This window comes from Streptomyces sp. NPDC087787 (genome assembly GCF_044743035.1).
Lineage (GTDB): Bacteria > Actinomycetota > Actinomycetes > Streptomycetales > Streptomycetaceae > Streptomyces.
This window is the reverse complement of the sequence record NZ_JBIUVQ010000003.1, coordinates 186,198-205,567: the sequence shown is the minus strand read 5'-3', so window position 1 is coordinate 205,567 and position 19,370 is coordinate 186,198. Positions and strand designations below refer to the sequence as shown.

The 19,370-nt window shown below is 72.9% G+C and carries 13 protein-coding genes; 8 read left to right on the top strand and 5 right to left on the bottom strand.

Going from position 1 to position 19,370, the window contains the following annotated elements; all coding sequences use genetic code 11:
* Positions 1 to 338: 338 nt before the first annotated feature.
* Positions 339 to 2,222: a hypothetical protein gene (locus ACIOWN_RS06855; protein WP_362349568.1), complete on the bottom strand. Its 1,884-nt coding sequence runs from the start codon at positions 2,220 to 2,222 to the stop codon at positions 339 to 341.
* Positions 2,223 to 2,559: 337 nt separating this feature from the next.
* Here ACIOWN_RS06855 and ACIOWN_RS06850 point away from each other — a divergent pair, with 337 nt between their 5' ends.
* From ACIOWN_RS06850 to ACIOWN_RS06830, 5 genes are all read left to right on the top strand, one after another.
* Positions 2,560 to 5,058, top strand: a complete 2,499-nt coding sequence (locus tag ACIOWN_RS06850; protein WP_362349567.1) for a serine/threonine-protein kinase — start codon at positions 2,560 to 2,562, stop codon at positions 5,056 to 5,058.
* A 34-nt stretch (positions 5,059 to 5,092) separates the two neighbouring features.
* Positions 5,093 to 6,286 (top strand): hypothetical protein, encoded by a 1,194-nt coding sequence (locus ACIOWN_RS06845; protein ID WP_401980865.1) that lies wholly within the window; start codon positions 5,093 to 5,095, stop codon positions 6,284 to 6,286.
* A gap of 2 nt (positions 6,287 to 6,288) precedes the next feature.
* The gene (locus tag ACIOWN_RS06840) at positions 6,289 to 8,178 is read left to right on the top strand and encodes an AAA family ATPase (protein WP_401980863.1); all 1,890 of its coding nucleotides are present in this window, start codon (positions 6,289 to 6,291) and stop codon (positions 8,176 to 8,178) included.
* The gene (locus ACIOWN_RS06835) at positions 8,175 to 8,828 is read left to right on the top strand and encodes a 4Fe-4S single cluster domain-containing protein (protein ID WP_362349561.1); all 654 of its coding nucleotides are present in this window, start codon (positions 8,175 to 8,177) and stop codon (positions 8,826 to 8,828) included. The genes ACIOWN_RS06840 and ACIOWN_RS06835 overlap by 4 nt, the downstream gene beginning before the upstream one ends.
* 290 nt (positions 8,829 to 9,118) lie before the next feature.
* Positions 9,119 to 9,508, top strand: a complete 390-nt coding sequence (locus ACIOWN_RS06830) for an FHA domain-containing protein (protein ID WP_362349560.1) — start codon at positions 9,119 to 9,121, stop codon at positions 9,506 to 9,508.
* Positions 9,509 to 9,616: 108 nt separating this feature from the next.
* Here the strand turns inward: ACIOWN_RS06830 and ACIOWN_RS06825 are convergent, their stop codons facing one another.
* From ACIOWN_RS06825 to ACIOWN_RS06810, 4 genes are all read right to left on the bottom strand, one after another.
* Positions 9,617 to 11,272 (bottom strand): ABC-F family ATP-binding cassette domain-containing protein, encoded by a 1,656-nt coding sequence (locus ACIOWN_RS06825; RefSeq protein ID WP_362349558.1) that lies wholly within the window; start codon positions 11,270 to 11,272, stop codon positions 9,617 to 9,619.
* A 79-nt stretch (positions 11,273 to 11,351) separates the two neighbouring features.
* Positions 11,352 to 12,986 (bottom strand): ABC-F family ATP-binding cassette domain-containing protein, encoded by a 1,635-nt coding sequence (locus ACIOWN_RS06820; protein ID WP_401980859.1) that lies wholly within the window; start codon positions 12,984 to 12,986, stop codon positions 11,352 to 11,354.
* A gap of 319 nt (positions 12,987 to 13,305) precedes the next feature.
* The gene (locus ACIOWN_RS06815) at positions 13,306 to 13,656 is read right to left on the bottom strand and encodes an HIT family protein (RefSeq protein WP_362349554.1); all 351 of its coding nucleotides are present in this window, start codon (positions 13,654 to 13,656) and stop codon (positions 13,306 to 13,308) included.
* A gap of 74 nt (positions 13,657 to 13,730) precedes the next feature.
* On the bottom strand, positions 13,731 to 15,239 hold the full coding sequence (locus ACIOWN_RS06810; RefSeq protein ID WP_362349552.1) for a cryptochrome/photolyase family protein: 1,509 nt from the start codon (positions 15,237 to 15,239) through the stop codon (positions 13,731 to 13,733).
* A gap of 369 nt (positions 15,240 to 15,608) precedes the next feature.
* Between ACIOWN_RS06810 and ACIOWN_RS06805 the strand changes: the two genes are divergently transcribed.
* From ACIOWN_RS06805 to ACIOWN_RS06795, 3 genes are all read left to right on the top strand, one after another.
* The gene (locus ACIOWN_RS06805) at positions 15,609 to 16,859 is read left to right on the top strand and encodes an NAD(P)/FAD-dependent oxidoreductase (protein WP_401981085.1); all 1,251 of its coding nucleotides are present in this window, start codon (positions 15,609 to 15,611) and stop codon (positions 16,857 to 16,859) included.
* Between the two features lie 607 nt (positions 16,860 to 17,466).
* Positions 17,467 to 18,555, top strand: a complete 1,089-nt coding sequence (locus ACIOWN_RS06800) for a 4Fe-4S dicluster domain-containing protein (protein WP_362349876.1) — start codon at positions 17,467 to 17,469, stop codon at positions 18,553 to 18,555.
* Complete coding sequence (locus tag ACIOWN_RS06795; RefSeq protein ID WP_362349549.1) at positions 18,552 to 19,370, top strand: FAD/NAD(P)-binding protein; 819 nt, start codon at positions 18,552 to 18,554, stop codon at positions 19,368 to 19,370. The genes ACIOWN_RS06800 and ACIOWN_RS06795 overlap by 4 nt, the downstream gene beginning before the upstream one ends.

The following is a 19,370-nucleotide window of genomic DNA, read 5'->3' as shown; positions in this document are numbered from 1 at the left end:
TGCCACGCGCTGTTCCGCGACGAACGGTCCTCCAGCCCCAACTCGCCGAGGATCGGCGACATGCTCGTCTCCGATCTGGCCGAAACCGGCCTGGACTCGGACGCACAGCCTGCTGGGCATCGGGGCCCGGCTCACCGTGGTCCCCGGTTCCTCCGGGTACCGGCACCGCACGGATGGGACGGAGCGGCCCGCGTCCGACACCACTGCTCTCATCGCGGTCGACACGGACATCGACACGTTCGCGCCCCGCACGATCTCCTTGACCACGTCGTCCAACGTCGTCCAACTCGCGACGCGCGGCCCGGATCTCCTCGGCCTGGCCGTCGCAGGACACGGGGTCACCCTCCTGTCGGCGCCACGCCCTGGTCACCGATCCCGTCGTACATTCCTGTGGCCTGCTCCAGTCGCAGCACGGCCCGTTCGTAGCGGCTGGCCAGGTCGGGGCGAGCCGTGCGCAGCGTGTCCACGGCGAACCGCCCGCGGTCCAGGGCCTCGGCGAGGATGACGGCACGCACCGTCTCCAGGACGACGGCCGCGTGCTCCGGGTCGCCCGTCGCCGCGTGGACACGGGCCGACCGCCGCGCGACGGCGGCGGCCTCGACCAGCACGGTCTCCTTGTCCGCGCGGGCGATCTGGGTGACGGACATCTGGTGCAGCAGGCGGAGCATCCAGTCGTACGCCTCGGCTGCCTCGCGAGGCCGACGGCTGTCCCAGGCCCGCTGGGCCCAGTTGCGGGCGGCGTCCAGCGCGGTCGTGGGCATGATCGGGGCCAGGGTCCGCACGGCCTGCCGGGACCGGTTCGACGCCTCGGCCCAGTCGTCGCTCAGGCCCGTCACGGCGGCGCGCATGTGCAGCATCTGGGCGAGCCCGGCTTCGGCGTGCGCCCGCTTCGCGGTTCCCTTCCGCAGCCGTTCGGTGTCCGCCGTACGCAACTCCAGCGCCCGTGCGAAGTCCTCGGCACGGCCGTCCCTGACCCCGCGCAGCACCAGTGCCTCCGCGTAACGCAGGCGTGCCGAGGGAATGATGTCCCGCCGCTGACCGGGGGAGCGCAGGACAACCTCCAGCAGACGGACGGCCTCGTCGACGTCGCTCGGATCGGGTTCGGAGGTCTCCGCGTAGCGGTGGTACAGGCACTGCGCCAGCGTCACCGCGGCCCCCGCCTCGTGCAGGCCGACGGCCGTACGCCGCGCCTCGCGGGCCAACCGCACAGCCTCCTGCACGTCCTGGTCGGCGCGCTCCGGCTGGGCGCGCCGCCGGTGGTGGGCGCGGGCCAGGCGGTGGTGCGCGGCGTCGCAGAGCATCGGAGCCCGTTTCGGGTCGTCCGGCGCCATGGCCCGGAGGTTCCGTTCGGCCAGCGCGATCGCCCGGTCGGCCTCCGACAGCCGTCCGGTGAGAGCCACCGAAAGGGCGGACCGGGTAGCCGCCAGCTGGGTGGACAGACCGGACGAGGCCAGGCCGGGCGACAGCCGGCCGTCGGGCCCTCCCGCGGGTTCCGGCACGGTGTCCAGCGCGGTCGGGTCCGTGCCGACCCGGATCACCTCCTGGCGTGCCGCCTCCAGGTTGGTCTCCAGCGCGGCGGTGAAGCCGACGATGGTGGAGTCACCGTCCGTCCGCGCCAGTTCCTCCATCAGATCCACCGCCCGCGCGGCGTCCGCGGGGTCTCCGGTGACCCGGCGGCTGCGCTCCAGCAGGGCGGTCGCCAGTGCCATCGCCAACGGGGTGCGTTCCTTGTCCGGGAGCGGGACCTCGAGCGCCCGGCCGAGGTGGTCCAAGGCGTTTGCGAGGTCGTCCGGGTGGTGGCGGAGCTCGTGCAGGGCCAGCTGAGCCTGTCCGATACGGCCGAGAATGTCCGCGTGCCGCGTGGACCCCTCACGCAGGCCGTCCAGCAGACCCCGCCACACCTCCACCGCCTCCTCCTGGTCCCGCGCCGTGCGGCCGTAGGAGAGACAGCCCGCGAGGTTCTGGCTCGCCGTACGCCGCTGCGAGAGCCCCTCGGGCACGAGACGCAGCGCGTCACGGGCTGCCTGTACCGCGTCCTCCCAGTGGCTCCGGTCTCCCGTGCAGCGGTACGCGGCCAGATGCGCCTGGCTCAGGTTCGTCCGGGCGACCGCGTGTCGCAGCTTCGACGCGTCGGGGCCGGGCAGCGCCGCTCGTGCGCGGCGCAACAGTTCCGGTACGCGCTCGCACGGAACCTCTTCGTTCAGCAGCCGGTCCAGGTCCACCTCGGTCCCTCTCAGCGCATGCGCGGCCGACGACAGACACGGAACCATCAAGTATCGCCAGGAGTCGCCCTGGTGTGACCGGAATCGCGAACTCTGCCGCCCAGAAGGTGAGTTCTTGAGGAACGTAGGACAATACATCCCCGAACGCCGCTACAGTGCGGCCCCGGAAGGCGCGTCACGATGTCAACATCGCAAGAGCGGCACACGCACGAGCGCCGGTGGGGGGACCATGGCCGCCATATCAGGCCCAGCGGACGGGGAATCGGCAAGGAGGTCCCGGGAGGACGGCCCGGCCGTCGCCCCGGAGGACGCCACGCGGCACGATCCCGTGGACGGTGTGGGTGCTCGGGCCGGCCGTACCGACGCCACCCGACGGGACGTCGATCCCGCCGCGGGCACGGGGGCAGGGGACGCCACGCGCGTCGACACCCGGCGTCAGGGGTCCGCCGGGAGCGGGTCCCGCACGGACGCGGACCCCACGGCGAACTGGATGCACGTGCCGGCCGTCATCATGGAGCGCTACGAGGTCGTCAAGCCGCTGCGCCCCGGCGGCGAGACCCTCGCCGTACTGCACGCCAGGGACCGCCTGGACGGCTCGGAGTGGGTGGTGAAGCTCTACCGGGGCTCGCTGCGCCGCAACACCCCGGTGATGACGGCGCTGAAGGAGGCGGACCACCCGCACGTCGTCCGGGTTCGGGACTTCGGTACGTCACGGGACACGCACGGCACCGACTGGCCCTGGGAAGTACTGGAGTACGTGCCCGGCGGCTCGCTCGACGTGATGCTGCGGGAGAACGGCGCGTTCCCCGAGGACGACGTGCGCGCGGTCCTGACGCAGACTGCCGAGGCACTGCACTATCTGCACACCGAACTGCGCGTCGCCGATCGCCGGGGCGCGGCGCACCGGGACGTGAAACCCGCCAACATCCTGCTGCGCCGCCAGAACGGCCCCATCGAGGTGGCCCTGGCCGACTTCGGACTCGTCGCGGAGACGCGCGAGACCCGGCAGACCGACCTGGCGGCGGGCAGTTGGATGTACCAGGCACCGGAGACCTTCTACCGGCCGGACCGGCGCCCCGCCCAGGACTGGTGGTCGCTCGGTGTGCTGGTCGTCCGCATGCTCACCGGACGGAACCCCAATGACGGCGGCGCCGGGGACTGGTCCGGACCGCAGGGGCTCTTCGAGCATCTGACCACGCACGACGTCGACCTCAGCGGCGTCGAGGACCAGCGCTGGCGGCTGCTCTGCGCGGGGTTGCTGACCCGCGCGCCCGAACACCGCTGGGGTCACGCGCAGGTGCGTACCTGGCTCAACGGCGGGAGCCCCGAGGTGCACAGCGCACCGGCGTCCCCGGGCGGCAAGCCCCTGCGGGTCGGCGGTGAGACCTACTACGACCTGGAGAGCCTGGCCGAGGCCATGGCGGAGGCGACCTGGCCCGTGGCCAACAGCCCGTTCCTGTCCGCCGAATGGCTCACCGCCCTGCGCGCCTGGCTGGAGAGGGAATTCAACGGCGGTGGCGTCCCCGGTGAACTCGTCGACCACCCGGCCCAGGACGCGCGGGCCGCGGCCGTGCGGGCGGCGGCGTTCCGGGCGGCGGTCCTCAAAGAGGCCCTGCCGAGATTCGCCGGCCACCATGCCGACGCGGCCGGGCTGACCGCGCTGGCGGCAGCCTCCGCCCCCGAGAACCGGCAGGCCATCGCCGTGATCAGCGGCGACCTGCTGCACATCTTCGCGTCCTACCCCTGCGCCACCCCGACCGCACCCGGCCACCGGCGGTGCGACGGAGGGTGCCGGGTCCTCGCGCGCGCCGCCGAGACGTTGCCGGAGGAAGAGGCGAGGCTCAGGCGCGAGATCGGGGGCCTGAAATCCCGGGTCGGGAGCACCGCGTCGGCGGGCCTGGCCGACGCCCTGCGCGGACTGCACCAGGACCGTGAACTACGCGTCCTGTGCCTGCGGGGCGTGCTCGACCCGGCGACTTTGCAGCGGCTGCGAGCGAGCATCCGTGTCCAGAGGGCGCGGTCCGGATTGCGGTCCTGCGCCTGGTGGATGGAGCTGTCGGCCAAGGCCCTGCGCGACCAGGACTCGTCAACCCTCCTTCTGCTCGCCCGGGTTCTGCTGCCGCAGGCGAAGGCCGAAGGGGCCATGGAGCTGCGCAGGCCGGGCGGAGCCAGGGAACGCCGGCGCGCCCGGGCCAAGAACACCGCGCTTCGCGTGCGGACGCACGCGAAGCGGTTGTCGGGCGACCTCCTCACCGCGGCCCTGCTCTTCTGTGCCTCGCTGCTCGCGCTGTACGCGGCGGTCGTGGCCTGGTTCACCTGGTCCGGGGACCGCCCCGAGACCGACCTCGGGAAGTACGCGACGACGGCCGCGCAGCTCCAGTACACCCTGAGCGTTCCGCTGGCCGCGGTGCTGCTCTCGCTCGTCCTGCTCCAGCGTGATCCCGCTCCGGCGGCCAAGGCCGGAGCCTGGTGCGTCGCGGCGTCCGGCGTCGCGGCCGCCCTGACCCTGTGGCACGGTCATCGGGGTGACATCCGCTTCCCCTACCTGCCCGGAGCGAACTTCAAGGACTCCCTGCTGGACCTGGAGACCCTGCCGGGCGTCCACGACCACCCCGGGACCACCGCCTGCGTCGCCGCCGTGATCGTGCTGGTCCTGCTGTTCGGCGTCGGCAAATGGGCGGGCCGACGTCCCGCACGCCGCTTCACCGCATCCGCGACGTGGACGGTCTGGGCCCGCGCGGTGACGACCCTGGTGGTCGTGGCGATGCTGGTCGGTCCCGCCTTCGACTGGTGGCCGACGGATCTCGTACCCGCCGAGACGAAGGAGCTGTGGTGACTGACCGGCCGGACGAGGTGCCGTCTTGAGCTCGATGGGAGCTGCTTCCTACCGGGTGGAGACCCCGGAGGAGATCGAGGCCGGACGGCGACGGGCGGCCCGCGAGCGCTACCACCTCGCGGCGGTCCGGCACGCGGCGCTGGTGACCGAGAGCGCCGCCTACCGCGCCTCGTACGGCAGGGCGATCTCCGCGGTCCGGCGGGCCGGTGAACCGTCCCCGCACGCCTCGGCGGACGACCTGGAAGCGGCGGCCGCGCGCCTGGACGCCGAGCGTGAACAGGCCCGAGCTGTCCTCGACGGCCAACTGACCGAGGCGTTCCGGATGTCGCTGTTCGCCATGGCGACCCGCCCCGCCCCGCGCGTCGCCCGCCGCGCGCCGACGGCGTCCAGCAGTGCCCGACAGTCCCAGGAGACACGCCTCCGCCAGGAGCGGGAGTCCGCCGCCCGCGTACAGCGACTGGCGGAGCGGGCCGCGGTCCTGCTGGCCCGGCTGCCCGCCGCCGCGCCCGCGCAGTTGCGGGAGGCTTGCCGGGCGGACGCCGCCGAGATCGCCTCGGCCAGTGAGCAGCGGGCGCGCCTCGTTCTCGCGTCGCTGGAGGACCGGGTCCGCGCCGCCGAACGCACACAGCGGGCCGTCGACGCAGCGGCCGAGCAGGCCGCGGTGCTCGTGGCACGCCTGCGGGACGTGCCGGGGGCGCAGGCCGTTCAACTGGCCCGCAGGCTCACCGAGGTGATCGAGGAACGGCAGGAGGAGGTGCCGCGGGCCCTCGCCGCGGAGGTCGAGCAGGCGGTGGCCGACGCCGATGCCGCACGCACCCGCCGGATCGCCGCCCAGGCTCTCGCCAGGGTACTGGTGGATCTGGATTACCACGTCGCGGAAGGGTTCGAGACCGCGCTCGTCGACCAGGGCACGGCCGTCGTCGGACTGCCCGGCGAACCGGGATACGGGCTGAAGGTCCTGTTCGACCGGGGGAGCAGCCGACTGGCTCACATCGTCGTACGCGACGTGGAAGCGGACGGGGGAGAGCACGCCGACCGGCGGGCGCAGCAGGCGTTCTGCGACGGACTCGGCGCCCTGCGCAACGGACTCGGCCGCCACCACGTGCAGTTGAAGGAGACACAGCGGGAGGAACCGGGGAGGCGGCCGGTGCCCAGGGTCGCCGCGGGCACCGTGCCCCGGCGTGACCAGGAGCAGGCCCGGGAGCACGGTGGAGAACGGGAGGCATAGGCATGTCCGACACGTATGCGACGGCCGGCGGACGGACCGGGAAGCCGTATCCCGAGCGCTCCGGCCGCACGGAGGATCCGCGACCAGCGTGGGTGCGGGAGGTGGAACTCGCCGTCAGCGCGCACCCACAGATCCTGCTCACCGGAAACGTGCACGACCAGTACCTGCTGCCCGACCCCGAACTCGACGGACGCCCGCGGTACATGCACCTGGTGGAGGTGCTGGCCACCGTCCTCGCGCAGCGAGGCTACGCGGGGCTGCTGAGCTGCGCCGGCGGGGAGGGCCTCGACCTCGCGTGGCCCGAGGGCACCCGACCGGACGCGGTACAGCAGGTGCTGGCCCGCGCGCAGGCCGACCTGGGACACCATCTGTCGCTGGGGCAACTGCGGGAGGTCGTGGCCGCCGTCGCCGGAGAACATCCGCCAAGGTCCGCACCGGTCGCCTTCGTGATCACGGATGCCTCCCGGCTGCTCTCCGGCGAGCAGGCCACGGCCGAGGAGCGGCTCTTCCTCTCGGTCGCGGACCGACTGGCCTACCGGGCCATCCCGTCCGAAGCCGGATACCCCGTGGTCTTCTGGGTGCTCGACCGGATCAACGACCTGCCCAGCTGGTTCACCACGGGGAACCACACCCTGAGGGTGACCGCGATCCCCGAGCCCGACCTCGGCACCAGGCAGCGCGCGGCGGCTGAGTACGCCCCACGAATGCTGAACGCGCCGGCCGATCCGGGGCAGCGGAGCGACCTCGCCCGGAGATTCGCCGAGGCCACACACGGCATGCGCCTGCGGCAGATGCGCGACGTGGTGGAACTGGCCCGCGCCGCGGACATCCCGGCCGCGCGCATCGAGGACGCCGTACGCACCTTCCGGGTGGGAGTGCCCGACAACCCCTGGCAGCATCCGACCCTGCGCACCCGGCTGGCCGGCGCCGAGGAGTCGCTGGGGCACCGGGTGCTCGGCCAGCCGGACGCGGTACGGCGTGCCGTGGACATCGTGGCCCGTTCGGTGACCGGCCTCGCCGGAGCGCAGAGCGGAGGTACGGGCACCAAGCCGCGCGGTGTGCTGTTCTTCTCGGGCCCGACCGGTGTGGGCAAGACCGAGTTGGCCAAGGCGCTCGCCGGTCTGCTCTTCGGTGACGAACAGGCGTATCTGCGCTTCGACATGAGCGAGTTCTCGGCGGAGCACTCCGAGGCCAGGCTGATCGGCGCACCCCCGGGCTACGTCGGCCACAACGCAGGCGGCGAACTCACCAACGGCGTCCGTGAACAGCCGTTCCGGGTGGTCCTCTTCGACGAGATCGAGAAGGCCCACCCGCGGCTGATGGACAAGTTCCTCCAGATCCTCGACGACGGTCGGCTCACCGACGGACGCGGCGCCACCGTCTTCTTCACCGAGACCCTGCTGGTGTTCACCACGAACCTCGGCGTCATCACGGCCGACGAGGAGGGCAAGCCGAAGGAGAACGTCACCCCGGACGACGATCTGGAGACCATCGAAAGCCGGGTCCGCGAACACCTCCAGCTGTACTTCCGGTACCTGCTGGGGCGTCCCGAGCTCTACAACCGCATCCAGCAGAACATCGTCGTCTTCGACTTCCTGCGGCCTCCGGTCACCGGGCAGATCGCCGACCGCGCCCTGGACCGGGTCGCCGAGACCGTGCAGCGGGTGCACGGCGTCTCCGTGCACTACACGGAGGAGGCCCGCGAGCGGCTGCGGGACCTCGCCACCTTCGACCTGCGCAACGGCGGTCGCGGAATCGTGTCGGAGGTCGAAGCCGTGCTGGTCAACCCGCTGGCCCGGGAGCTCTTCCTGAATCCCAGAACTCCGGGCAGCGGCTTGAGGATCACGGGTCTGAAACAGGACGGACAGAACTGGAAGCTGCAGACGGAATGATCCTTCACCTCGCACGGCTGCATCAGCCGGTCAGCGCGCTCGGCCCCGGCACCCGACTGGGCGTCTGGACACAGGGCTGCGCCCTGGCGTGCCCCGGCTGTCTGTCCCGGGACACCTGGGAGGCCGGACCGGAGCACGCCGTCGACACCCGGGTGGTCCTGGAGTGGTGTGACCGGCCGGACCCCGACGGGATCGACGGGGTGTCCATCAGCGGCGGGGAGCCATCCGAACAGCCGGCAGCCCTGGCCGAGTTGCTTACGGGGCTGGCCGAGCGCAGGGAACGGCACGGCTGGGACCTGCTGTGCTGGACGGGCCTGGAGGAGGAGGCCTTCGCGGACCGGTGCCCGGAGGCGTACGCGCTGCTCGATGGGCTGATCACCGGACCGTACCGGGTCGCCGAGGCCGGCGGCGGGCGCTGGCGCGGATCCGCGAACCAACGTCTGGTGCCGCTCACCGATCTCGGACGACGACGTTTCGGCCGGTGGGCGGGCGACGGTGTGGGACCGGGACACCCGCCGGAGATGCAGTTCCAGGTCGAGGACGACCGGCTCTACCTGATTGGGGTGCCGCGCCCGGGCGATCCGGTCCGGATCCAGAAGGCCCTGGCGGCACAGGGCATATCGCTGGACGGTGTGACATGGCGGCCCTGATCTGTCCGCGCGGTCATGAGGAGCCCGGCGACGGCACGGTCTGCGCGCACTGCGGAGAGTATCTGCGCAAGGCTCCCGTCTGCGCAGGCGCAGCCGCCGGGCCGGCCGCGGGCGGCGGATCACCGCACGGCCCCCGGCCCACGGCGTCCGCGCTGGAGGTCTGCGCGGAGCCAGGCTGCGAGCTCGAACTCCACCAGGGCGCATGCCCGTTGGGTCATGACTCCTCGGGCCGGAGTCCGTCGGGTGATGACCTGCGGGACGGGGAGGGCTCCCCGCCTCACGGGAGGGCCGTGCCCGCTTCCGGGGACGGCCCGCGCGAAACCGTCCGGATCGGTGGCCCCGGACACACCCTGGTCGTGGTCTTTCCCTGGGGGAGGTATCCGATCGGTTCCGCACCGCTCGTGGTCGGCCGTTCCGTCACCGAGGCGGGCGAGCTCGCGGAACGGATGCTCGAATACGGCCGCTGGGCGGGCAACGACTACGGCAACGTCTCCCGTGCCCACGCGATCCTCTGGTCCGACGCCGAGGGCACATGGATCCGCCATGTCAGCGGGACCAACGCCAGCCGCGTCAACGGTGCCCCTCTTCTGCCGGACCGGCCGCACCGCCTCCGCCCCGGGGACGTCCTCGCGTTCGCCGCGCAACTGCGGGCGCACGTCGAGGAGGCCGGAGCGGAGTGATCGGCCTTCGCGAGGCCGGACGGCCTTCAGGACCATATGGGGCGATCGACCCGCACAAGGGTGCGCTCGCCCCGCCCTGAAGGGACGAGGCCTGCGTAAGATCAGCGGTCAGCGACTCATCGGTGCGCTGTCCGGGTGCTCGCGGTCGGAGCCGAGCCGGATTTCCCGTCCCTGCCAGCGCTCCCGCAGCCAGCGGTCGTGGCTGGCCAGCACGATCGCGCCGGGGCCGGTGCCCAGCGCCGCCTCCAGCTCGTCGCACAGGCGCGGCGACAGGTGGTTGGTGGGTTCGTCGAGCAGCAGCAACTGCGGCGGTCGCGCCACCAGCAGCGCCAGCGCGAGCCGCCGGCGCTGTCCGACCGAGAGCCGGCCGACCGGCTTGTCCAGGTCCGCCTCGTGCATCAGACCGAGCGAACCCAGCGGCACCGCCTCGGCCCGCTCGGCGCCCAGCGACAGCTCATAGGTGTCCCGGACGGACCGGCCCGGCCGGTCGAAGACGGTGTCCTGGGCGAGCAGGCCCACGGTCAGTCCGCGCCGCCGCCGCACCTCGCCCTCGGGCGCGAGCCGCCCGGCGAGCACGGCCAGCAGAGTCGACTTCCCGGCCCCGTTCCCACCGGTGACCAACAGACGGTCGGTCGCCGACACCTCCGCACTCACCGGCGCGAGCCGGCCCGGCACCCGCACCTCATCCAGGGACACCAGGGGACCGTCGCCCTGCGCCGCCTGAGCGGCGAGCGCCGTGCTCTCGAACCGCAGCGGCTTCGGCGGCTCGCCGGCCTGGGAGCGCTCCAGTTCCTCCAGGCGACGGGCGGCATTGCGCACTCGCCGGGAGATCTGGCTCTGCACCCGCCCGGCGCGGTGCCCGTAGCCCATCTTCTCGTTGTCGCGCGGTCCCCGGTCCGGTGCGACGCGGCGCGCGGTGATCCCGGCGGAGACCCGCAGCGCCGCCAGTTCCTCCTGGTCCTCGGCCCAGCGCCGCTCCCAGCGGTCCCGCTCGGCCCGCTTCTCGGCCAGGTAGGCGCTGTAGTTGCCGCCATAGCGGACCGGCCCGTCCATCGCGGGGTCGAGGTCGAGCAGATCCGTGCACACGGCGTCCAGGAAGGCCCGATCGTGGCTGGCCACCACGACGACCCCGGACAGGGTGCGCACATGCTCCTCGACGAAGGCGGCGGCACCGTCGTCGAGATGGTTGGTCGGTTCGTCCAGCAGCAACACGGAGGGCCGCCGGACCAGCAGCGCGGCCAGCGCGAGCCGGCCGCGCTGCCCGCCGGACAGAGACCCGAGCGTCCGGTCGTGTGCGAAGGCGTCGAGGCCGAGGCCGTCGAGCACGAGCGCGGCACGCCGGTCGGCGTCCCAGGCCTCCTTCCCCTCGGCCTGTTCGAGCCGGACGCCGTACGCGTCGAGCAGGCCGGCGTACTCGGGCGCGTCCTGCGCGGTCCGCGCGAGCCGCCCGGCGAGCCGTTCCAGCTCGACGAGGTCCTCCCTGGCTTCGCGCAGAGCGTCGTCGAGCACGTCAGCGATCGTCGCGTCGGCGTCGTACGGCATCTCCTGATGAAGAAAGCCCAGGTCGGGCGGGCGCGTTACGCTGCCGGCGTCGGGCTCGTCCATCCCGGCCAGCAGACGCAGCAGGGTCGACTTGCCGACGCCGTTCTCCCCGATCAGCCCGATGCGATGCCCGGGCGAGGCGGTCAGGGAGACACCGTCGAGCAGCCGTCGGTCGCCGAGGGTGTGGACGAGGTCGTGGGCGAGCAGAGCGGTCTGAGGCATGAGGTCCGTCCAACGTGATCGGTGCTCGGCCCGCGGGGCGGCATGCCTCGGACACGGGCCAGGACGACACGTCGGCGGTTCACACCTCAGGGGCCCCCGTCTCCTCCAGCTTGCCGTCGGCCAGCCGCAGCCACCGGTCCACGCCGATCTCGCAAAGGAACCGCTCGTCGTGGCTGACCACGACGAAGGCCCCCTGATAGGAGTTCAGGGCGCTCTCCAACTGGCCCACGCTGACCAGGTCGAGGTTGTTCGTCGGCTCGTCCAGGAGCAGCAGGTGCGGAGCCGGCTCCGCGCACAGCACACAGGCCAGGGTCGCGCGCAGCCGTTCGCCTCCGGAGAGCACCCCGACGGGAAGATGGGCGCGAGGCCCCCGGAAGAGGAAGCGGGCGAGCAGGTTCATCCGCTCGGCCTCCGGCCGCTCCGGGGCGTAGTCGGCGAAGTTCTCGGCGACCGTGCGGCCCGGGTCCAGCAGGTCGAGGCGCTGCGAGAGGTGGGCGATGCGGCCGTCGGCCCGCCTGATCTCACCGCTCCGTGGTGTCAGGTCGCCGCCGAGCAGACGCAGCAACGTGCTCTTGCCGGCACCGTTGGGACCGGTCAGCGCGATGCGCTCGGGCCCCCGGACGGCCAGGTCGACACCCTGGCCGGCGAACACGTCCTTGTCGCCGAGGCGGACGCGGAGCTGCTCGCCGAGGAACAGGTTGCGTCCGGCGGGCACGTCGGTGTCCGGCAGGTCCAGCGTGATGCGCTGCTCCTCGCGCAACGCACGCCCGGCCTCGTCCAGCCGGGCCTTCGCCTCGCTGACCCGGCCGGCGTGCATCTGGCCCGCCCGTCCCGCGGACTCCTGCGCGCCCCGCTTCATGTTGCCGGCGAAGATACGGGGCAGACCGGCGTTCTTCAGGTTGCGGGCGGCGTTGCTCTGCCGACGTTCGGCGCGCTCGCGGGCCTGCTGCATTTCCCGCTTCTCCCGCTTCAGCTCCTGCTCGGCGTTGCGGATGTTCTTCTCCGCGACTTCCTGCTCGGTCCGCACGGCCTCCTCGTACGCGGTGAAGTTGCCGCCGTAGAAGCGCAGTTCGCCGCGGTCGAGTTCGGCGATGCGTTCCATGCGGTCGAGCAGGCCGCGGTCGTGGCTGACAAGGAGCAGGGAGCCGTTGAAGTCGTCCAGCACGTCGTAGAGCCCCCGCCGGGCGTCGAGGTCGAGGTTGTTGGTGGGCTCGTCGAGCAGCAGCACGTCGGGCCGCTTCAGCAACTGGGCGGCAAAACCGAGGGAGATGACCTGGCCGCCGCTGAGGGTGCTCAGGCTGCGATCCAGGGTGAGGCCGGCCAGGCCGAGGCGGTCGAGCTGGGCGCGGCTGCGTTCCTCGATGTCCCAGTCGTCGCCGATGGTGACGAAGTGCTCTTCGTCGACGTCCCCGGACTCCACGGCGTCGATGGCCCGGATGATCGCGGCGACGTCCAGCACCTCAGCGACCGTGAGGTCGCCGGTCAGGGGAAGGCTCTGCGGGAGGTAGCCGAGGGTGCCGGCCACGGAGATCGACCCGGCGCCGGGCCGCAGTTCACCGGCGATGAGCTTGAGCAGCGTGCTCTTGCCGGTGCCGTTGGGCGCGACCAGGCCGGTACGGCCGGGGCCGACGGTGAAGGACAGGTCCTGGAAGACGGGAGTGTCGTCGGGCCAGGTGAAGGACAGGTTCGAGCAGACGACGGAGGCGTCGGACATGAAGGTGACCTCGTGGGGAGGGGGCAGGGAAGACACTTCTGCCCCGGCGGCAGACAGGGGGGAAGAGGAGACGACAACGAGGCCACGTCGGCGGCGCTTCCACGCACCGGTCCGGTGGCCTTTCTGGTCCGGGTATCACCCGGAGATGTCGTCGTCCACCACCATGTCTGGGCTCCTCAACAAACGATCAACGTCTCTCCCAGTCTAACAACACACTTCCTGACCAAACTGCCCGGACCGGCCGCGGAAACACGGGGGCATTGCCCCGACATCTCGGTGTTGGCAGGTGCTGCGGCGGCCCGCCCGGCCGTCCGGCACGTCAGGAGGATCCACGGCGGTCCGCGCCGCGGTCCAGACGCGCCCTGATCAGTGCGGCGTCGTGGTCGAGGGCGGCACGGGATCGCTCCTGCCATCTGACCTCCAAGCGGAACCGGTCGTCCGCGGTGCGGGGAAAGACGTGCACGTGGAGGTGGAAGACCGTCTGATCGGCGGCCTCACCGTCGGCCAGGAATACGTTCACTCCAGCATGCAACAGCGGCTCTCGCAGTTGCTCCTGGCCGGGCCGCCTCCCCGTGCGGCTGGTCCGGCAGTCGGCCGGCCGACGCGTCCAGGAGCAGCCGGCGCACCGTGAGCACTCGCGCCGGACGACCGTGAGCGACGACGGCCACATCGCCGACTTCGTACGGGCAGCCAGGGCCGGCCGAGAAAGCCGCCCGCCTCGACGAGGAGGAGGCGCCCGCCGCCTCACGGCACCTCGCCCGCCCGCCGCCGCTCCTGCCGCAGCACTTCGTCGAGGTCGCCGAGCCGGTCCAGACCCTGTACCGGGCGCCGCATGCGGGCGTTGCCGGACAGCAGCCGCCGGTGCCGGTGCAGGAAGGCCCAGTACCCGGCGGTGTAGGGGCACGCGTGCGGACCGGTGCGCTCGGTGGGCCGGTAGGCGCAGTCGTCGCACAGGTCGCTCATGCGGTGGATGTAGGCGCCGCCCGACGTGTACGGCTTGGTGGTCATCCGGCCGCCGTCCGCGTACTGGGACATGCCCACCACGTTCGGCACCATCACCCATTCGTAGCCGTCGACGAAGCAGCGGTGGAACCAGTCGGTCACCGCGGCCGGGTCCCAGCCGCGCTGCAGGGCGTGGCTGCCCAGCACCATCAGCCGGGGGATGTGATGCGTCCACCCGGTGTCGCGCACCTGGGCGAGCACGGTGGCCAGGCAGCGCGCGGTGACCGCGTCCGCGTCCAGTCCGGCGAAGTACTCCGGCAGCCTCTCCGTGTGCCCGAGCGCGTTGTCGTGCCGGTAGTCCTCGCCGAAGTGCCAGTACAGCTGCCAGACGTACTCCCGCCAGCCCGCGACCTGCCGGACGAAGCCCTCCGCGCTGTTCACCGGGACGGCGCCCTCCCGCCAGGCCCGTTCGGCTCGCTCCACGCACTCCGCCGGGTGCAGCAGGCCCAGGTTCAGCGAGGACGACAGCAGGCTGTGGCTCATCACCGGATCACCGGTGAGCATCGCGTCCTCGTACGGCCCGAAGGACGCCAGCCGGTGTGTCACGAAGCGGCGCAGGGCCGACAGCGCCTCCCGCCGGGTGGCGGGGAAGCGGCGGGGCCCGTCCCGGCCGACGAATCGCACCCCGTCCTCGCGTTCCCACCGGTCGAGGTCGTCGCGCACCTCGGCGTCGATGTCGTCCTCCCGCGGCCGGTACGGGCCCGGCACGTCGAGCTCCCGGGCGCCGCCCGGCGGGGGCTCGCGGTTGTCGTGGTCGTGGTTGAACCGGCCGCCGGCCGGGTCGCCGCCCTCCATCAGCAGATCGTGCTCCTGGCGCACCCAGCGGTAGAAGTCCTCCTGGAGCAGCCGCCGCCCACCGTGCTCCCCGGCCCAGCCGGCGAACTCCTCGCGGGTCACCAGGAAGCCCCGGGCGGGCAGCACCCGCACCCGGGGCAGGGACCGCACCAGCCGGAGCGCCGCGTACGAGGTGGGGTGGCACACCGTGACCGGCGCGCCGCCCACCGCGCGGCGCAGTCCCTCCCGGTAGGTCTCGGCCCGCACGTAGGTCACCCGCCCGCCCAGTTCCGCCGCGCGGTGCCGCATCGCGGAGAGCACCAGGTGCGCCTTGGCACGGTGGAACCGGCGCCGCCGGAAGACCGATCTGGCTTCGATCATCACCACGGGCGCCCCGCGGTCGGGCCCGTCCTCGCCCGCGGGGACGAGGAAGTGCGGGCCGAGTTGGTCGCCGAAGATCCAGTGCGGGGTCGTCATGGCAGGGGCACCTTCCGTGCGATGCGGGTGTGGCGGCGTACACGTACGAGGTGTTGCGCGGGGTGCCCGGCGGCCCGGCGGGCGTCGCTCCTGTGCCGGAAGGTTCCACGGCTCGTGCACGAGCGCCCGCTTCACGTCCGCCAATTCCTCCGCCCAGCGCCGTACATGTGCTCCGTCCGGGGCGTACCGCCTGCCCCGGCGGACACGGCGGGCCGCCGGTGGTCGCCCGTTCGGGTGCGCGCGCATCCGCTGCGGTGGCCGGCGGGGAAGTACCCGGTGAAGACGCCGGACCCTGTTGACGTCCTCGGGGCAGCGGGGAGCGCGGCAGGTTCCGCCCGGCAGCAGGCCCTGGAGGAGCGAGGAGAGGTGGTGGCCGTGGCGGATGGAACGGCGGTCGCGGACGTCGTCGTGGTGGGTGCCGGGGTCGCCGGGCTGGCGTGCGCCCGCGACCTGGCCGCCGCGGGGCTGGGAGTCGCGGTGCTGGAGGCGGGCGACGCGGCGGGCGGGCGGATGCGGACCGACCGCCTGGACGGCTTCACGGTGGACCGCGGCTTCCAGGTCGTCAACCCGGCCTACCCGCAGTTGCGCCGCCGCCTGCCCGCCCGGTTCCTCGACCCGCGCCCCTTCCTGCCGGGCGTCCTGGTGCACACCGGTGACCGGCGCGTGCTGCTGGCCGATCCGCGCCGCCGCCCCGACGCGGTGGCGTCGCTGCTGTCCGCGCGGTTCGCCCGGCCGCGCGACCTGGTGGCGCTGGCCGCGCTCGGCGCCCGCGACGCGCTCGCCCCGGCCCGTGCGCTCAAGCACGCGCCTGAGCGCACCACCCGCGCCGCCCTGGCCGACGCGGGTTTCTCCGCCCCGTTCGTGGAGGGCTTCTTCCGGCCGTTCCTCTCCGGAGTCTTCCTGGAGGACTCCCTGGAGACCTCCAGCAGGGTGTTCCACCTCGTGTGGCGCAGCATGCTGCGCGGCGCGCTGTGCCTGCCCGCCTTCGGCGTGCAGTCCGTTCCGCGCGCCCTGGCCGCGGCCCTGCCCGAGGGCACCCTACGGCTCGGCACACCCGTGTCACGGCTCGCCGGCCGGGGCGTGGTCACGGCGGACGGCGCGGAGTTGCCGGCGCGCGCCGTCGTCGTGGCGGCCGGCGCCGCCGCGGCCGCACGGCTGCTGCCCGGCCTGGACGTCCCCGCCCATCGCACCGTCACCACGTACTACCACGTCGCCCCGCGCTCCCCCCTGGGCCGCCCCGTCCTGCTGGTCGACACCCGCCGCCGCGTGCTGAACACCTGCGTCCTCAGCGATGTCGCGCCCGAGTACGCCCCGCACGGCAGCGCCCTCATCGCGACCTCGGTCCTGGGCGGCGACACTGACTCAGTCCGGGCGGCTGTGGTCGCGGCGCTGTCCGAGATGTACGGCGCCGACGCCACCGCCTGGGACCTGCTGGTCGCGCGCACCGTCGAGAACGCGCTGCCGGCCATGCCGCCGCCCTGGCCGCTGAACCGGACCTGCCGCACCGGGCCGGGCCGCTACGTCTGCGGGGATCACCGCGGCACGGGTTCCGTCCAGGGCGCCCTCGCCTCCGGCGCGCGAGCCGCCCGGGAGGTGCTGGAGGACCTCGGCGGAAACTGACGCGCAGGAAAGCCCCGCCGCCCCGGCGGCTCGGCCGACCAGGGTGAAGTCCGCGTCGGGAACGATCCGGCTGACCGACTCCTCGATGACGGTCCTGGCCTCCGCGTTGTCCAGGGGCTTCATCCGACTCCAGCTCCTCCGGTTTCTGCGGCAGTCGGCCGATCGCCGTCGGGCAGCGCGCCCCTGCTGCACCGTCCGTGGCCCGGTGGTCGGCGGCCAGGGCCGCCGCTCCTTCCTGCGGGCCTTCTCCGACCCTCCGTCCGGTCCGCCCCGCCCGCCCTGGGCCGAACGGCCCCGGTACCCGGCCGGACGACTCACAGCCACGGTTGTCGCCGAGGGAGAGGGGGTGCTGATCACCTGCTGAGGCCGACGGGACCGAACAGGGCCAATGGACCCCATGGTTTGCCCGCATGGCTCTTTCGGCACGCCGACCTGGCCGGAATGCTGCGATCGTAGGCCTCGAAGGACAGCAGGCCCCATGCGCTGTCCGCGGTGCCGAAGGAGGTCGGTCGTGGACACCGACGCCGAAGGGAACGTCTCCCCGGCCCTCGGGCCCGACGGGCTCGTCCTGAGCAAGGACGGTGTGGCCGCGCTCGTGGACGTGCTGATGCGGCGGGGATTCACCGTGGTCGGCCCCACGGTGCGGGACGGTGCGATCGTGCTGGCCGAACTGCGGTCGGCCGACGAGCTGCCGTACGGGTGGGGCGTGGAACTGGAGGCCGGGCGGTACCGGCTGCGGGAGCGGCCGGACGGTGCCGCCTTCGCCAACGCGGCGGGCCCCCAGTCGTGGAAGCCGTTCCTGCATCCGCCGCGGGTGCGGCAGTGGAGCGCCGATCGCGTGGAGGGCGAACTGGTCCTCAAGGCCGAGCAGGCCGCACCGCCTCGATACGCCTTCCTCGGGGTCCGCCCCTGCGACCTTCGGGCCATCGCCATTCAGGACCGGGTGCTGACCGGTGGGACGTATCGCGACCCCGTCTACGAGGGGCGACGCTCCGGGGCCCTGCTGATCGTGGTCGAGTGCACGGAGCCCGGCGCCACCTGCTTCTGCGTCTCGATGGGCACCGGGCCCGCCGCCGGTCCCGGCTACGACCTGGTGATGACCGAAGTGGCCGACGAGGACGGGCACCGCTTCTGGATCCGCGGCGGCAGCCAGGAGGGCGAGGAGATCCTGGCCGAACTGCCCACGCGTCCGGCGGACCCGGAAACCCGGGAAACGGCGCGCGCGGACGTCACGGCCGCCGCGAGCCGCATGGGACGGAGCATGCCCGAAACCGACCTGCGGGAGCTGATGGCGGGCACTCTCGACGCGCCCCGCTGGGACGACGTCGCCGGGCGGTGCCTGACCTGCGGCAACTGCACCATGGTCTGTCCCACCTGCTTCTGCACCACCACCGAGGACGTCACGGACCTCACCGGCGACCACGCGGAGCGGTGGCGGCTGTGGGACTCCTGCTTCGACCTGGACTTCTCCCAGATGCACGGGGGCCCGGTCCGCGCCTCGGCGCGCAGCCGCTACCGGCAGTGGATGACCCACAAACTCGGCACCTGGTACGACCAGTTCGGCTCGTCCGGCTGCGTGGGCTGCGGACGGTGCATCGTGTGGTGCCCGGTCGGCATCGACATCACCGAGGAAGCCGCCGCCCTGCACGACTGGACCCGGTCAGGCGTACCGTCATCGGAACCGGAGGAGCGATGACCACCATGCTGCCCCCGCTGCCGTACCGCGTGGCCGACACCCGGGCCGAGACCGGCGACACCCGGTCGATCGAGCTGACACCGGCCGCAGGAGCACTCGCGCCCTTCTCGCCGGGGCAATTCGCGATGATCTACGCCTTCGGGGTCGGCGAGGTACCCATCTCGGCCAGTGCCCTGCGTGGCCCTCAGGGGGGACTCGTGCACACCGTGCGCGCGGTCGGCGCGGTCTCGACCGCCCTGTGCCGGCTGCGCCCGGGGGCATGCGTCGGACTCAGCGGGCCGTACGGAACCGGCTGGGACCTCGGCCCGGCAGTCGGCCACGATGTACTGGTGATCGCCGGCGGCATCGGGCTGGCTCCGCTGCGTCCGGTCGTACACGCGGTCCTGGACCGGCCGGACGTCTACGGCCGGCTCACGGTCCTGGTGGGCGCCCGTACCCCTGCCGATCTGATCTACCGGGACGAGATCGAGAGCTGGCGAGGCCCGGCCCGGGTGGAGGTGACCGTCGACCGCCCCGGGCCCGGCTGGCGCGGTGCGGTGGGCGTGGTCACCACGCTCCTCGACCGCCTCGACCTGCGCCCCGAACGGACCCGAGCGTTCGTGTGCGGGCCCGAGGTGATGATGCGGCACACCGCACGCTCCCTCCTGGCCCGGGGCCTGGACCCGCAGAGCGTTCAGGTGTCCTTGGAACGCAACATGCGCTGCGCCACCGGCCATTGCGGCCACTGCCAGCTCGGCCCGCTCCTGCTGTGCCGCGACGGGCCGGTCGTCGGCTACGACCGCGTGGCACACCTGCTCCTCGTGAGGGAGTTGTGA

Bases quoted from the DNA above. Each gene is read 5' to 3' on its own strand.
- ACIOWN_RS06845 (WP_401980865.1), top strand. From the start codon at position 5,093: ATGGGAGCTGCTTCCTACCGGGTGGAGACCCCGGAGGAGATCGAGGCC.
- ACIOWN_RS06840 (WP_401980863.1), top strand. From the start codon at position 6,289: ATGTCCGACACGTATGCGACGGCCGGCGGACGGACCGGGAAGCCGTAT.
- ACIOWN_RS06835 (WP_362349561.1), top strand. From the start codon at position 8,175: ATGATCCTTCACCTCGCACGGCTGCATCAGCCGGTCAGCGCGCTCGGC.
- ACIOWN_RS06825 (WP_362349558.1), bottom strand. From the start codon at position 11,272: ATGCCTCAGACCGCTCTGCTCGCCCACGACCTCGTCCACACCCTCGGC.
- ACIOWN_RS06820 (WP_401980859.1), bottom strand. From the start codon at position 12,986: ATGTCCGACGCCTCCGTCGTCTGCTCGAACCTGTCCTTCACCTGGCCC.
- ACIOWN_RS06815 (WP_362349554.1), bottom strand. From the start codon at position 13,656: ATGTGGCCGTCGTCGCTCACGGTCGTCCGGCGCGAGTGCTCACGGTGC.
- ACIOWN_RS06810 (WP_362349552.1), bottom strand. From the start codon at position 15,239: ATGACGACCCCGCACTGGATCTTCGGCGACCAACTCGGCCCGCACTTC.
- ACIOWN_RS06800 (WP_362349876.1), top strand. From the start codon at position 17,467: ATGCGGCGGGGATTCACCGTGGTCGGCCCCACGGTGCGGGACGGTGCG.
- ACIOWN_RS06795 (WP_362349549.1), top strand. From the start codon at position 18,552: ATGACCACCATGCTGCCCCCGCTGCCGTACCGCGTGGCCGACACCCGG.